14 protein-coding genes are annotated in these 13,705 nt (G+C 72.1%); 5 read left to right on the forward strand and 9 right to left on the reverse strand.

The window, feature by feature from the left end; genetic code table 11:
- Window positions 1–16: 16 nt before the first annotated feature.
- The 3 genes from ectA to AV521_RS29750 form a co-directional block, all read right to left on the reverse strand.
- Complete coding sequence (gene ectA / locus AV521_RS29740) at window positions 17–538, reverse strand: diaminobutyrate acetyltransferase (protein ID WP_076092563.1); 522 nt, start codon at window positions 536–538, stop codon at window positions 17–19.
- Between the two features lie 266 nt (window positions 539–804).
- Window positions 805–1,341, reverse strand: a complete 537-nt coding sequence (locus AV521_RS29745) for a DinB family protein (RefSeq protein ID WP_076092565.1) — start codon at window positions 1,339–1,341, stop codon at window positions 805–807.
- 69 nt (window positions 1,342–1,410) lie between these two features.
- On the reverse strand, window positions 1,411–2,454 hold the full coding sequence (locus tag AV521_RS29750) for an alanine--glyoxylate aminotransferase family protein (RefSeq protein ID WP_076092567.1): 1,044 nt from the start codon (window positions 2,452–2,454) through the stop codon (window positions 1,411–1,413).
- Between the two features lie 153 nt (window positions 2,455–2,607).
- On the opposite strand from AV521_RS29750, the gene AV521_RS29755 reads away from it, so the two are divergent.
- The 5 genes from AV521_RS29755 to AV521_RS29775 all read left to right on the forward strand — a co-directional run bounded on the left by AV521_RS29755 (window position 2,608) and on the right by AV521_RS29775 (window position 7,219).
- Complete coding sequence (locus AV521_RS29755; protein ID WP_076092569.1) at window positions 2,608–3,450, forward strand: transporter substrate-binding domain-containing protein; 843 nt, start codon at window positions 2,608–2,610, stop codon at window positions 3,448–3,450.
- Between the two features lie 5 nt (window positions 3,451–3,455).
- Window positions 3,456–4,289, forward strand: a complete 834-nt coding sequence (locus AV521_RS29760; RefSeq protein ID WP_076092571.1) for an amino acid ABC transporter permease — start codon at window positions 3,456–3,458, stop codon at window positions 4,287–4,289.
- Window positions 4,286–5,074: an amino acid ABC transporter ATP-binding protein gene (locus AV521_RS29765; protein WP_076092573.1), complete on the forward strand. Its 789-nt coding sequence runs from the start codon at window positions 4,286–4,288 to the stop codon at window positions 5,072–5,074. The genes AV521_RS29760 and AV521_RS29765 overlap by 4 nt, the downstream gene beginning before the upstream one ends.
- 23 nt (window positions 5,075–5,097) lie before the next feature.
- Window positions 5,098–6,189 carry an amidohydrolase family protein gene (locus AV521_RS29770; RefSeq protein ID WP_076092575.1) on the forward strand — a complete coding sequence of 364 codons (1,092 nt, stop codon included), beginning with the start codon at window positions 5,098–5,100 and terminating at the stop codon, window positions 6,187–6,189.
- 154 nt (window positions 6,190–6,343) lie between these two features.
- Window positions 6,344–7,219 (forward strand): SCO1860 family LAETG-anchored protein, encoded by an 876-nt coding sequence (locus AV521_RS29775; RefSeq protein WP_076092576.1) that lies wholly within the window; start codon window positions 6,344–6,346, stop codon window positions 7,217–7,219.
- Between the two features lie 110 nt (window positions 7,220–7,329).
- Here AV521_RS29775 and cobC read toward each other — a convergent pair whose 3' ends face one another.
- From cobC to cobM, 6 genes are read right to left on the reverse strand one after another with little or no spacing between them, the layout of a single operon-like run.
- Complete coding sequence (cobC, locus tag AV521_RS29780; RefSeq protein ID WP_076092728.1) at window positions 7,330–8,394, reverse strand: Rv2231c family pyridoxal phosphate-dependent protein CobC; 1,065 nt, start codon at window positions 8,392–8,394, stop codon at window positions 7,330–7,332.
- Window positions 8,384–9,325, reverse strand: a complete 942-nt coding sequence (locus tag AV521_RS29785; protein ID WP_076092577.1) for a sirohydrochlorin chelatase — start codon at window positions 9,323–9,325, stop codon at window positions 8,384–8,386. Before AV521_RS29785 ends, cobC begins: the two co-directional genes overlap by 11 nt.
- Window positions 9,322–9,909 carry a precorrin-8X methylmutase gene (locus tag AV521_RS29790; protein ID WP_076092578.1) on the reverse strand — a complete coding sequence of 196 codons (588 nt, stop codon included), beginning with the start codon at window positions 9,907–9,909 and terminating at the stop codon, window positions 9,322–9,324. Before AV521_RS29790 ends, AV521_RS29785 begins: the two co-directional genes overlap by 4 nt.
- Window positions 9,906–11,597: a precorrin-3B C(17)-methyltransferase gene (cobJ, locus tag AV521_RS29795; protein ID WP_076092580.1), complete on the reverse strand. Its 1,692-nt coding sequence runs from the start codon at window positions 11,595–11,597 to the stop codon at window positions 9,906–9,908. Before cobJ ends, AV521_RS29790 begins: the two co-directional genes overlap by 4 nt.
- Window positions 11,594–12,823 carry a bifunctional cobalt-precorrin-7 (C(5))-methyltransferase/cobalt-precorrin-6B (C(15))-methyltransferase gene (locus AV521_RS29800; protein ID WP_076092582.1) on the reverse strand — a complete coding sequence of 410 codons (1,230 nt, stop codon included), beginning with the start codon at window positions 12,821–12,823 and terminating at the stop codon, window positions 11,594–11,596. The genes cobJ and AV521_RS29800 overlap by 4 nt, the downstream gene beginning before the upstream one ends.
- Window positions 12,820–13,638 carry a precorrin-4 C(11)-methyltransferase gene (cobM, locus tag AV521_RS29805; RefSeq protein ID WP_076092584.1) on the reverse strand — a complete coding sequence of 273 codons (819 nt, stop codon included), beginning with the start codon at window positions 13,636–13,638 and terminating at the stop codon, window positions 12,820–12,822. The genes AV521_RS29800 and cobM overlap by 4 nt, the downstream gene beginning before the upstream one ends.
- Window positions 13,639–13,705: the final 67 nt, after the last annotated feature.

Here is a 13,705-nt window from a genome sequence, read left to right on the forward strand (position 1 = left end):
GGCGAGGTGAAGGGGGTCAACGGGCCGCTGTGACGGAGGTCAACGGGCCGATGCGGTACAGGACTTCGGGGTCGTGCGGACCGTCGGGGAACAGCTCGGCGGCGAACAGCACCTCGCGCTCCAGGCGTGCCCCGTGCCGGGCGGCGAACGAGGTGAACAGCCGCTCGGAGGCGGTGTTGCCGGGGGTGATGGTCGTCTCCACGTCGGTGATGCCGCGCTCGGCGGTGAGCCGTGCGGTCAGCCCGTCCACCAGCGCGGCGGCGATGCCGAGCCCCCGGTGGCCGGAGTCGACGGCCACCTGCCAGACGAGCAGGGTGCGGGGGCGCTCCGGCCGCACGTAGCCGGTGATGAAACCGACCGGCTCCCCGTCCGCACCGCGCGCCACCGCCGAGGTGCCGGCGAAGTCCCGGCACCACAGCAGATAGCTGTACGAGGAGTTCAAGTCGAGGGTTTTCGATTCCTTGGCGAGACGCCAGAGCGCGGCTCCGTCGGTCACCGCCGGCTGGTCGATCAGAAGGTCTGCGGGTGCGGCAGTCATGCGGCACGAATTTAGCGAGGTGAATTGGGAAATGCACGGGCGCCGTCGCTGTGCCGCACAGGGATCACACTGAAATGTCCGGATTGCACCATGGCAAACCTGGGCAAATTAACTCGGATGTGGAGTGCGTCACAGTAAGCAGATCGTCAAGATCTCGCCAGAAACCTGTTGGAAAACTCCCCCGTTTAGCTTCGCAAAAAGCGGGCAGAAGGATACGGGAAGCTATCGTCCAGGAAATTAGCGGGAATTGTGAAGTTAAATTGAATTCAGGTTCCGGTGGTTCCGTCGATTCGTTCACGCAGAATGTCGGCGTGGCCGTTGTGCCGGGCGTACTCCTCGATGAGGTGGATCAGCACCCAGCGCACGCTGACCTCGACACCGATCATCGGCTCGTCGACGATCCGTCCGGTGTCCGCCAGGTCCCGCTCGGCCAGCAGCTCCCGGCCGCGCGCGAGCTCCGCCCGCCACACGGCCAGCGCGTCCTCCAGCCCACACTCCGCATCGAGCCCGTACTCCGCTTCCTCCCCGAAGACCCGCGGCACGTCCAGCCCGGCGAGCACCCGCTGGAACCAGTTCCGCTCGACCTCCGCGAGATGCTGGACGAGCCCCAGCAGGGTCAACGAAGACGGCTCGGCCGAGGCGAGCCGCGCTTGCCCGTCGTCCAGCCCCCGGCATTTCAGCTCCAGGGTGGCCCGGTGGAAGTCCAGCCAGCCTTCCAGCATGGCGCGCTCGGGCCCGGTCATCGGGGGAACGGGGCGGCCGTCGGGGAGGGTGTGCGGGGGCTGGGGTGTGTTGTGGGTCATGTGGGGAGGATGGCATGGACCACTGACATCGACGCGGCCGAGCGTCGCGAAGGAGCACCCCGCCCGGCGTCAGACGCCGAGCGCCTCCCCGATCGCCGCCAGACACCTCCGCACCGTCTCCGGCGAAGCGTCCGCCCCGTAGTGGTTGACCCGGATCATCTCCTTGGCCAACGCGCCCCCACCCGCGGCCAGCGGCAACGAGGGATCACTCGACAGCGCCCGGGCCACCAGCTCCGACGCCACCACCCCCGGCGGCACCCGAAGCGTCGTAGCCACCGGCGCGGCGTCGGAAGCCTCGTACACATACGGCTCAAGGCCCCCGCCCAGGGACACCGCACCGGCCCGCGTGGCCAGCGCGGCGCGCCGATGCCGGTCCATCACGGCGTCCAGACCCACCGACTCGATCCGCTCCAGACACGCCTGAAGCGCCAGCATCTCCAACTGGGCCGGAGCGTGCGGCAGTACTACGCGGCCGGCGTCGATCCAGCGCTCCTTCCAGTCCAGCAGGGACAGATAGGAGCGGCGCGGCGCGTGCGGGTTCGCCGCCATCCGGGCCCAGGCCCGCTCGCTCACCGAGATCGCCGACACACCCGCCGGGCCGCCCATCGCCTTCTGTGCCCCGATCACACACAGGTCCACGCCCCACGCGTCCGGCAGCACCGGCTCCGCGCCCACCGAGGCGACCGCGTCCAGGTAGAAGAGGGCGCCGTGCTCCCGTACCACCGCGCCGATCTCCGCGACCGGGTTGGTGTTGCCGGTCGCCGCCTCCGCGTGCACCAGCGACACGAAGTCGATCTCCGGGTGCTCGGCGAACGCCTCCCGGACCTGCGTGGCGGTCACCGCGGTATGGAAGGGGACGGAGATGTCGTGCACGGTCGCGCCACAGGCGCGCAGCCAGTTGCCGAAGGTCTGGCCGTACGGTCCCGTGATCACGTTCAGGGCCACCGTGTCCGGACCGGCCGCCGCGCGGATCGCGCCCTCCAGCGGCAGCAGCGCCTCGCCCTGGGTGATCAGCACGTCCTGGCGGGTGTCCAGCAGCCGGGCGACCCCGTCCTCGATGGCGGCGAAGCGCTCGGCACTCAGCGGGGGCAGATCGAGGAACGGGTGGCTCACGTTGGTGCTCTCTCTTCGTTCACGGAGGTCGGGACTCCCCCGATCTTAGGTCCAACCGCCCCGAAACCATGGGTTTGATTTGAGAGACTCAAACTCTTCCTTATAATCGGAACCCACAGTTCCCGCACAAGGTCCCCCAGACGGAGATCCCCCATGAAAACGCTCGGACGCCGGACCCGCCTTCTGGCCGCCACCACCGCGACGGCCGGGCTCGTGCTCGTGGCCGGTTGCTCCTCCAGCGGCTCGGGGAGCGGCCCGACGACCGTCAAGGGGGTCCACCTCGCCAAGGCCGGTCAGCTGACCACCTGCACCCACCTGCCGTACCCGCCGTTCCAGTCGGAGATCAACGGCAAGGTGCAGGGCTTCGACGTCTCCCTCATCGACCTCGTCGCCAAGGACCTCGGCGTCAAGCAGCAGATCCTCGACACGCCGTTCGAGAACTTCAAGACCGGCGCCTTCCTGAACTCCGGCCAGTGCGACCTGGCCGCCGCCGGCATGACGATCACCGCCGAGCGCAAGAAGAACGTCGACTTCTCCGACCCGTACTTCGAGGCCACCCAGGCCGTCCTGGTCGACAAGAGCAGCGGGATCAACTCGCTCGCCGACGTCAAGGCCAAGGGCAGGAAGCTCGGCGCCCAGGCGCAGACCACCGGCGAGGACTACGCCAAGAGCAAGGGCTTCGACCCGGTCTCCTTCGCCTCCTCCGACGCGGTCCTCAACGGCCTGCGCACCGGACAGGTCCAGGCCGTCATCATCGACTACCCGGTCGTCCAGGGCTGGCTGAAGGACAAGGCCAACGCCGGCAGGTTCAAGGTCGTCGACAACCTCAAGACCGGCGAGCAGTACGGCTTCACGGTCAAGAAGGGCAACAAGGCCCTGCTCGACGCCATCAACAAGGCCCTCAAGGGCGCCAAGGCCGACGGCACGTACAAGAAGATCTACGAGCAGTGGATCGGCCCGTACAACGCCTCCGTCGCCTCCCCGGCCGCCTCCTGACCCCCATGACCGACACGGACTCACGTATCCAGCCGAAGAAGACCGGGCTGACCCGCCGGCAGAAGCGCCGGCTCTCGCGTGCGGCGCAGTACGCCGTCTTCGTCGCCGCGGTGATCGCCTTCGCGGTCAGCGCGGACTGGGGGCGGCTGCAGAACCAGTTCGCGCAGGCCCACATCGCGAGGCAGCTGTTCCCTGACCTCATCACGGTGGCCCTCAAGAACACCGTGCTGTACACGCTGTCCGGCTTTGTCGTCGGCCTGGCCCTCGGCATGGTCATCGCCCTGATGCGCCTGTCGTCCGTGGGGCCCTATCGCTGGCTCGCCGGTATCTACATCGAGATCTTCCGCGGCCTGCCCGCGCTGCTGATCTTCATCTTCGTCGGCGTAGGCGTGCCGCTGGCCTTCCCGAGCATCCAGTACCCGGGCGGCACCTACGGCAAGGTCGCCGTCGCCCTCGGACTGGTCTCCGCCGCCTACATGGCCGAGACGATCCGCGCGGGCATCCAGGCCGTGCCCAAGGGACAGATGGAGGCGGCCCGTTCGCTCGGGTTCTCGCCGGCCCGGGCCATGATCTCCATCATCCTGCCGCAGGCCTTCCGCATCATCCTGCCGCCGCTGACCAACGAACTCGTCCTGCTCTTCAAGGACTCCTCACTGGTGCTGTTCCTCGGCGTCACCCTGGAGGAGCGCGAACTGTCCAAGTTCGGCAACGACCTGGCCAGCTCGACCGCGAACTCCACGCCGATCCTGGTCGCGGGCCTGTGCTATCTGCTGATCACGATCCCGCTCAGCCTCGTCGTGCGCCGTATGGAATCCAAGGCCCTAAGGGAGATCCGGTGACCCGCTCCGAGATCCGCGTCCAGGACCTGCACAAGTCCTTCGGCGACAACCACGTCCTGCGCGGCATCGACCTGGAGATCGGCCAGGGCGAGGTCGTCTGCGTCATCGGCCCCTCCGGCTCCGGCAAGTCGACACTGCTGCGCTGCGTCAACCTGCTGGAGGAGCCGACCGGGGGCCAGGTCTTCGTCGGCGGCACCGAGGTGACGGACCCCGACGTCGACATCGACGCCGTACGCCGCCGGATCGGCATGGTCTTCCAGCAGTTCAACCTCTTCCCGCACCTGAACGTCACCGAGAACCTCACGCTCCCGCAGCGCCGGGTCCTCAGGCGGGGCAAGGCCGAGGCCGCGAGGATCGCCGCCGAGAACCTGGCCCGCGTCGGCCTCTCCGAGAAGGCGGAGGCCTACCCCTCCTCCCTCTCCGGCGGCCAGCAGCAGCGCGTGGCCATCGCCCGCGCCCTCGCCATGGGCCCCCAGGTGATGCTCTTCGACGAGCCGACGTCCGCGCTCGACCCCGAGCTGGTCGGGGACGTCCTCGCGGTCATGCGCAGGCTCGCCCGGGAGGGCATGACCATGATGGTCGTCACTCACGAGATGACCTTCGCCCGTGAGGTCGCCGACCGGGTCGTCTTCATGGACGGCGGCGTGATCGTCGAGGACGGCACCCCCGAACAGGTCATCGGCAACCCCCAGCACGAGCGCACCCGCCACTTCCTCTCCCGTCTCCTCGACCCGGCGATGGCCGAGGTGGAGGAGGGGACCTCCGACCGGGTGGGGAAGGACTAGCCCCAGGTCGTTAAGGTGCGAGCATGAGCGATGGTGCCGTGCTGCACGTGAAGGGGCGGGTCCTCGTCGGACCCGAGGACGTCCGCGACGAGCTGTGGGTGGTCGGTGGCCGGGTGTCCTACGACCGCCCCGCCGCGGCCCGGGACATCCGTACCGTCGAGGGCTGGGTGCTCCCCGGCCTGGTCGACGCCCACTGCCATGTGGGCCTCGACGCGCACGGCCCGGTCGACGCCGACACCGCCGAGAAGCAGGCGCTCACCGACCGGGAGGCGGGCGCCCTGCTGCTGCGGGACGCGGGCTCGCCCTCCGACACCCGCTGGATCGACGACCGCACCGACCTCCCGAAGATCATCCGGGCCGGCCGGCACATCGCCCGCACCCGCCGCTACATCCGCAACTACGCCTGGGAGATCGAACCGGAGGACCTGGTCGCCTACGTCGCCCAGGAGGCCCGGCGCGGCGACGGCTGGGTCAAGCTGGTCGGCGACTGGATCGACCGCGACCTCGGCGACCTGTCCGCCTGCTGGCCGCGCGAGGCGGCCCGGGCGGCCATCGCGGAGGCGCACCGGCTCGGCGCCCGCGTCACGGCCCACTGTTTCGCCACCGACTCCCTGCGCGACCTGGTCGAGGCCGGCATCGACTGCATCGAGCACGCCACGGGCCTGACCGACGAGCTGATCCCGCTCTTCGCCGAACGGGGCGTGGCGATCGTCCCCACCCTCGTCAACATCGCCACCTTCCCGCAGCTCGCGGCCGGCGGCGAGTCCAAGTTCCCGCGCTGGTCGGCGCATATGCGCCGACTGCACGAGCGCCGCTACGACACCGTGCGCGCCGCCTATGACGCCGGGATCCCGGTGTACGTCGGCACGGACGCCGGCGGTTCACTGGCCCATGGCCTGGTCGCGGGCGAGGTGGCGGAGCTGGTCACCGCCGGCATACCGCCCGTGGCCGCCCTGTCCGCGACGGCCTGGGGCGCCCGCGCCTGGCTCGGCCGCCCCGGTCTGGAGGAGGGCGCGCCGGCCGACCTGGTGGTGTACGAGGGCGACCCGCGGGCCGACGTACGGGTGCTGGCCGCGCCGCGCCGGGTGGTGCTCGACGGGCAAGTCGTGGAGTAGCCGAGGCGTAAGGGAACGCATGTCCTTCACGATTCGAAGGGCTGTGCCGATTCTCCTCGATTGAGTGAAGTAACCGAGGATTGCTGACCGTTCACCCACGGGGTGTACAAGGTTGACGGGTCCCAAGCAAGTTTCCTTTGGGGGTCCCACCACCTTGAACAGCAACAACTTCCGCATGCCCGCACGCCGTCTCGCCACCGCCCTGACGGTCACCGCCCTGGCCGCCGGTCCCGCGGTCCTGGGCGCGGGCGCCGCGCACGCGACCGCCGACCACGGTCGCGCCTCCGCCGTCGTCCTGCGCACCGGGCTCGACGTGTCCCTGCTCAACAAGACCGTCGACGTCCCACTCGCGGTCTCCCTCAACGAGGTCCAGGCACCGCAGAGCGCCGACAGGACCGCGCTGTCCGCCCGGCTCGACGGCGTGGCCGGCGGCAAGCCGTTCACGGTCCTCGGCGCGCATGTCGCCTCCGCGAAGGCCACGGTGACGTCACAGCGCGCCGAGGGCTCGGTCCGGCTCGTCGACGCCCGGCTGCATGTCCCCGGCCTGCCCCTGCTGTCCCTGATCGAGGTCGGCACGGTCACCGCCAGGGCGACCTGCGAGCCCGGCAGGGCACCGGCCGCCTCGGCGAACGTCCTCGGCGCGGTCACGGTCCTCGGCAAGCGCGTCACGCTCACCGCGGGCGGCCCGACCGAGGTGAAGGTGCCCGGCGTCGGCGAGGTCCGTCTCGACCTCGCCCAGCACGACACCACGACCCGCACGGCGGCCGCCACCGCCCTCGAACTCAAGGTCTCCGTCAACCCGTTGAAGCTCAACGTGGCCGACGTCGAAGGAACGGTCACCCTGGCCAAGGCGACCTGTGAGTCCCCGACGGCCCCGCCCGCCGACCCGAAGCCCCAGGGCAGCGCCTCGAAGTCCGGCCTCGCGGAAACGGGCAGCAGTTCCACGACCCCGTACATCGCGGGCGGCGCGCTGGCGCTGGTGCTGGTCGGCGGGGGAGCGGTGACGGTGGCCCGCCGCCGCAGGAACTGACGCCGAGTTCCCGGCCGCTCCCTGCTCGACGGTCCCACCGTGCGGGGAGCGGCCCCACTTCTCAGCCGGCCGAGTCGGGACGGGGAAGGGTGGGCGAGGCGGAGCCCCGGTTACGGCAGTGCGGCTGACAGTGCCTTCAGGAAGCCGTTCGCTGTTCCGCGGTCCCGTACAGCGACCCGCACCCACTCCTCCCCGAGCCCCGGAAACGTGTCCCCACGCCGCACCGCATAGCCAAGGTCACGCAACCGTCGCCGTACAGCAGCCGCCCCCGCCATCCCGACCAGTACGAACGGGCCCTCCGCAGGCTGCACCACCCGTACTCCGCGTGAGGCGAACTCCGCCAGCCCCGCCACCAGATGGGCCCGGTCCGCCGCGATGCGATGCGCCGCGTGCCCCGCCTCAGCCAGCGCCCGCGACGTCACACAGGCCTCGGCCGCGGCCAGCGCGGGTGTCGACACCGGCCACAGCGGCTGCGCCCGCTCCAGTTCGGCGATGATCTCCGAAGAAGCCAGCACGTACCCGATCCGCAGCCCGGCCAGCCCCCAGGTCTTGGTCAGACTGCGCAGCACGACCAGACCCGGCACATCCGTCCGCCCGGCCAGCGCCTCCCGCTCACCCGGCACCGCGTCCATGAACGCCTCGTCGACCACCAGTACCCGTCCAGGACGGGCGAGTTGGGCGACCGCTCCCGCCGGATGCAGCACGGACGTGGGGTTCGTCGGATTCCCGATCACCACCAGATCGGCATCCTCCGGCACCGCCGCCGGATCCAGCCGGAACCCGTCCTCCTCCCGCAGCAGCACCCGGTCCACGCTGTGTCCCGCGTCCCGGAGCGCCGCCTCGGGCTCGGTGAACTGCGGATGCACGACAACCGGTCGCCGTACCTTCAACGCGCGGGCCAGCAGCACGAACGCCTCCGCCGCGCCCGCCGTCAGCAGCACCCGCTCCACCGGCAGCCCGTGCCGCGCCGCCACCGCCGCCCGCGCGGCCCGCCCGTCCGGGTAGGCCGCGAGCGACGACAGCGAGCCGGCGATCTCCTCCCGGAGCCACACGGGAGGGGTGTCCGCGCGCACGTTGACGGCGAGGTCGGTCAACGCGGCCCCGTCGTCGCGTACTTCGGCATCCCCGTGATGCCGCAGATCGAGCCCGGACCCACCGGTGTCGTCAGTGCGCATGGCTGTGCGAGTGCCCCCCGTGATGGTGGTGCCCGTGGCCGTGCCCATGGTCGTGGTGGCCGTCGTCGTCCGGGTGGAAGTGCGGCTGCTGCGGCAGCCCCACCTTGTCCTCGAAGCCCGGCAGCGCGATCCGGTACACGCACGAGTCGCAGTTCATCCGCAGATCGCCCTTCACCGCCTCCTCGTACCTCTCCATCACCAGGTCGAGCAGCTCCGGCTCGGGCCCGATGACGTCGGCCGACCGCACCTCGGCCTCCGGATGCGCGGCCGCCCAGCCCTCGGTCTGCTGCCGCACCCGCTCCGGCAGGATCCCGGTGAACAGGAAGTACGGGAGGACGACGATCCTGCGCGCCCCCAGCGCCGCGCACCGGTCGAGGCCGCTCGGCACGTCCGGTGCCGCCAGGGACACGAACGCCGTCTCCACCCCGGCGTACCCACGGCCCTCCCACAGCAGCCGCGCCGCCTTGTACACCTCGGCATTGGCATCGGGGTCCGTGGAACCGCGTCCCACCAGCAGCACGGTCACATCGGCCCGGTCCTCGGGCGTGCGGGCCGCAGCGCCGAGCGCCTCGTCCAGCCGCCGCTCCAGCACGCCCAGCAGCGCCGGGTGCGGGCCCAGCGGGCGGCCGTAGGTGTACGAGATGCCCGGGTGCCGTTCCTTCTCGCGGGCCAGCGCGGCCGGGATGTCACCCTTGGCGTGCCCGGCGGACACCAGCATCAGCGGGACCGCAGCGAACCGGCGTACACCCTGCTCGACCAGCTCGGTGACGGCGTCGCCCAGCGGCGGCGGGGACAGTTCGATGAAGCCGCCCGCGACGGGCAGCTCGGGGTGGCGGCGCCCGAGCTCCCGGACGAAGTCGCGGAACGCCTCGGCGCCGGCGTCGTCACGGGTGCCGTGTCCGGCGATGAGCAGGGCGGGCGGGGTGGTCACGAGGTCTCCTCAGGCGAAACGGGGTGGTACAGCAGGGCGTTGAGCGCGGCGGCGGCGACCGCCGAGCCGCCCTTCTCGGACACGTTGCTCACAGCGGGCAGCCCGCTCTCGCGCAACGCGGCCTTGGACTCGGCCGCGCCGACGAAGCCGACGGGCAGACCGATGACGAGCGCGGGGGAGGCGTCCAGGGTGAGCAGCTCCTCCAGGGCGGTCGGCGCACAGCCGATCACCCAGAGGGCACCGGGCCCCACCTGCTCGTACGCGAGGCGGACGGCATGCGCCGAACGGGTCAGCCCAGGACCGGAGCTGGCGTCCCTCAGCCGGCAGACCGTCTCCCGCCGGGTGATCCCGGCGGCGACCATCTCCACGTCCACGACGACCGGTGCCCCGGCGTGCAGCGCGGCATGCGCCGTCACCAGGTCACCCTCGTCGGTCACGAGGTCGGTCGCGTACTCCAGGTCGGCGGCGGAGTGGATGACCCGCTCCACCACCGCCCGGGTCAGCGGCGGGAGGTACGAGGTGTCCAGGCGGGCGCGCAGCCGCCGGAAGGACTCCTGCTCGATCGGGTGGACGACACGGTTCACTTCGCCTCCTCCTGCGATGCCTGCCAGCGGTAGCCGCGCGGGGTCACCATGCGGCCCGCGATGATGCGGGTCGCGGTGTTGCCCACGGTCACGACCGTCATCATGTCGACCGTCGCCGGGTCGAGCACGGCCAGGGTCGTCACCCGGCTCGACTCGTCCGGCCGGGACGCGTTGCGCACGACACCGACCGGTGTCGTCGGCTCCCGGTGCCCGGCGAGGATCGCGAGCGCCTTGGGCAGCTGCCAGTCGCGGCCCCGGGAGCGCGGGTTGTAGAAGGTGACGACGAGGTCCGCCTCGGCCGCCGCCCGCACCCGTCGCTCGATGACCTCCCACGGCGTGTGCAGGTCGGACAGACTGATGGAGACGTGGTCGTGGCCCAGCGGCGCGCCCAGGATCGCCCCGGCGGCCAGCGCGGCCGTCACCCCGGGCACCCCGACCACGTCGATGTCGTCCGAGGCCTCGGCGAGCGCCGGCGAGGCCATGGCGTACACGCCCGCGTCCCCGCTGCCGATCAGCGCCACCGCCTGCCCCTCGCGGGCCTCCGCGACCGCCGTACGGGCCCGCTCCTCCTCGGCGCCGAGCCCTGATTCCAGCACCCGGGTGCCGGGCCTGAGCAGGTCGCGGATCTGGTCGACGTACTGGTCGAGCCCGACGAGCACGGAGGCCCGGCGCAGTTCGGCCGCCGCGCGCGGGGTGAGCAGGTCCCGGGCGCCGGGTCCGAGCCCCACCACCGCGAGCCGCCCGCGCCCGGGGCGTCGTACGACGGCACAGGTCGCCATGGCGGGCTGTGCCGTGGACTTCCGCTTGGGTACGAGCAGTTCGCCCCCGCGCACCAGGGCGGCCGCCTCCGCCACGGACGGCGTGCCGACGGCCGCGAGCGGGGCATCGGACGGGTTCGGGACCTCGACCGCTGCCAGCTCCTCGGCGGAGTACGTCACCAGCGGCACCCCGAGCCGTTCGGCGGCCGCCACGATGCCGGGCTCCTCGGACTTGACGTCCACGGTGGCGAGTTCGGCCACCGACCGCACCGAGAGTCCCGCCTCCCGCAGTGCCTCCTCGATCAGTCCGAGGACCTCAGCCTCCGGCGCGCCCCTGGACGCGCCGACCCCGACCACCAGCGACGGCGGCCGGAGCAGCACCTCGCGCTCGCCGGGTACGGCGTCCCGGTCGGTGAGCCGGACGGTGTACGCCCCCTGCGGCGAGGCCGGCAGCGGCGGCAGCGGCCACGCCACCTCCGCCTCCAGCGCGACCGGTTCGCCGTCCAGCAGAGCCCGGGAGACCAGGGCGACCGAGCCCTCGCAGGGCAGCCCGAGCGTGTCCAGGCCGGCCAGCCCGACGGAGTCCGTGGCGGTCGTCACCACCGGCTCGGCGCCCAGCAACTCGCCCACGGCCTCGGCGAGTTCATTGGCGCCGCCGCCATGCCCGCCGACCAGTGACACGGCGAACCGGCCGCCCTCGTCCACGCACACCACACCCGGGTCGGCCGTCTTGTCGCCGAGCAGCGGCGCGAGCAGCCGTACCGTCGCGCCCGTCGCCAGGAAGCACACCAGCTGCGCGCACTCGGCGAACGCGGCCCGCACCGCCTCCCCGACAGGACCCTCGTACACCCGCGTCCGGTCCGGCCAGGCCGCGGCCAGCCGGTCCCGTGCCGCCGCCCCCGCCGCGGTGGCGGAAATCAGGCCGATCACTCGGTAACTCCTTCACTAGACACCGGGGTTCTGACGCCCCAGAGCAGAAACACAGGATTGGTCGCCGCGAGCCGGGTCACATCCCCCGGCAGCGGCGCCAGCCGCGACGACTGCAGCAGCACCCCGTCGCAGGTGAACCCGGCGGCCGTGAGCGCCTCGCGGGCCGCCGGTACCCGGTCGAGGGCGGCCATGGCGACGACCACGGTCCGCCGCGCCCGCCGGGCGCACGCGCCCACGACGGCGGGCAGCTCGCGCCCCCCGCCGCCGACGAACACGGCGTCGGGGTCGTCGGCGAGGCCGGCCAGCGCCTCGGGCGCCGAGCCGTGCACCGCCCGCACCTCGACCCCGTGGGCTTCGGCGTTGGCGCGGATCCGCTCGACCCCGTCAGCCGCCTTCTCGACGGCGACGACGGCCGCGCCGAGCCGCGCGCACTCCACCGCCACCGAGCCCGAGCCGGCGCCCACGTCCCACACCAGGTCGCCCAGCCGGGGACCGAGCCGGGCCAGCGCGAGCGCCCGTACCTCGAACTTGGTGATCATCGAGTCCCGGTGCGCGAACGCGCCCTCGTCCAGCGCCCAGCGCGTCGGCCGGTCCGGCACACCGGCGACGGTGCGCACCGCGCCGAGTGCCCCGGCCTCGTCCAGGCACAGCACCACGCTCACCGCCGTACCCCAGTCCCGGGCCGCCGCCCCGGCGGGCGTCACCCGCTCCACGCGCTCCCGCTCCGGATCGCCGAGCGCGCTCGCCACGACGAGGACACGCCCGTCGCCGAGCGCGGCTCCCAGCTCGGCGGGCCCGGCCCCCGGCCCCGTGAGCACGGCCACCTTGGGATGCGCCCGGCAGACGTTCACCGCCGTACGAAGGTCCCGCCCGTGCGCGCTCACCACCACCGCGTCGTCCCAGGGCAGCCCGAGCCGCGCGAACGCGGTGGCCACGGAGGACACCCCCGGCCGCACATCCAGCCGCTCGGCGCCGAACCGCTCGGCCAGTGCCCGCACGATCCCGAAGAACCCGGGATCCCCGGAGGCCAGCACCACGACCTTCTTGCCGAGGCACTCCGCGATCGAGTCCAGCGCGGGCGCCAGCGGCCCGAGCACGACCCGCTCGGCGCCCTCGGGCAGCCGTACGGCGTCCAGGTGCCGGCGCCCGCCGACGACGAGGGCGGCCCCGGCGAGGAGACCCTCCGGGACCGGCGCGCCCGTGCCCGTGCCGACGACCGTGATCAACTCTTCGCCCGCTGCTCGCGCAGGGCCCGCCGGGCCTCCGGGTCGGCCTTGCGGTACCCGTGGAAGTGACCCGGGTGGTACAGGTGCGAGCGGGTGCCGTGCGCGTCCAGCGCCGGTCCGACCAGGAAGAGCGTGTGCTTCCAGAGCTTGTGCTCCTTGACCGTCTCCTCCAGCGTGCCGATCGTGCACTTGACGATCAGCTCCTCCGGCCAGGTCGCCTGATGGGCGATGACGACCGGGGTGTCCGTCGGATAGCCGCCCTCCAGCAGCTCGCGCACCAGCTGCCCGCTGCGCGCCGCCGACAGGAAGATCGCCATGGTGGTGCCGTGCCGGGCGAACTCGCGCACCTCCTCGCCGGGCGGCATCGGCGTCTTGCCGCCGCCCAGCCGGGTGAGCACGACGGACTGAGCGACCTCGGGGATGGTCAGCTCGCGCTGGGCGAGCGCGGCGACGGCGGAGAAGGACGAGACGCCCGGTACGACCTCCGTGGTGATCCCGAGCTCCGCGCACCGGTCCAGCTGCTCCTGCGTGCCGCCCCACAGCGCCGGGTCGCCGGAGTGGATGCGGGCCACCTTCAGTCCCTCGGTCCGGGCACGCCGGTAGACGGCGACGACGTCCTCCAGGGACATGGCCGCCGAGTCCAGGATCTCCGCGTCCTCGTGCGCGTGCTTGAGGACCTCCGCCTGGACCAGGCTCGCCGCCCAGATCACCACGTCCGCCTCCGCGATCGCGCGCGCGGCGCGGAACGTCAGCAGATCGGCGGCGCCGGGGCCGGCACCGACGAACGTCACCTTGCCGGTGGGGGCATCGGCCATGGGAAAGGTCCTCTCGTGCGGAAACATCTGGAGACGTCGGAGACGCAAGTCGGAATCGGTGAAATGT

The sequence above is a fragment of the Streptomyces sp. IMTB 2501 genome (assembly GCF_001953885.1).
GTDB lineage: Bacteria > Actinomycetota > Actinomycetes > Streptomycetales > Streptomycetaceae > Streptomyces.